Origin of the sequence: Streptomyces sp. ADMS (assembly GCF_033441795.1) — a bacterium.
GTDB lineage: Bacteria > Actinomycetota > Actinomycetes > Streptomycetales > Streptomycetaceae > Streptomyces.
This window is the reverse complement of record NZ_JAVFVX010000619.1, coordinates 1-240: the sequence shown is the minus strand read 5'-3', so window position 1 is coordinate 240 and position 240 is coordinate 1. Positions and strand designations below refer to the sequence as shown.

Annotated in this window: 1 pseudogene; it reads left to right on the top strand. The window is 67.1% G+C overall.

Annotation, left to right across the window (positions count from 1 at the left end):
- Positions 1–240, top strand: a pseudogene (locus tag RB628_RS43100) (hypothetical protein); the annotation flags it as partial.

Sequence of the window (240 nt, the reverse complement as noted above, 5' to 3'; positions counted from 1 at the left end):
CGCTTCCCGACATCGCAGTCGGCCGCCACCCCGACTTCGGCATCGTCGCCTCCAGTCCCAAGCAACTGGCCGCAAGGACCTGGATGTTGAAGGGATTCGACTTCCACCCCGTCCCCGACCACCCCAACCTGTACGCGCTGGCCAACCAACAGCGTGATGGGCAGGACCGCGCCACACGGACCGTCGCGCTGCTGCGCAAGGCCGGCTACCGGGTTGATGTGGACGCCACGTTCGACCCCT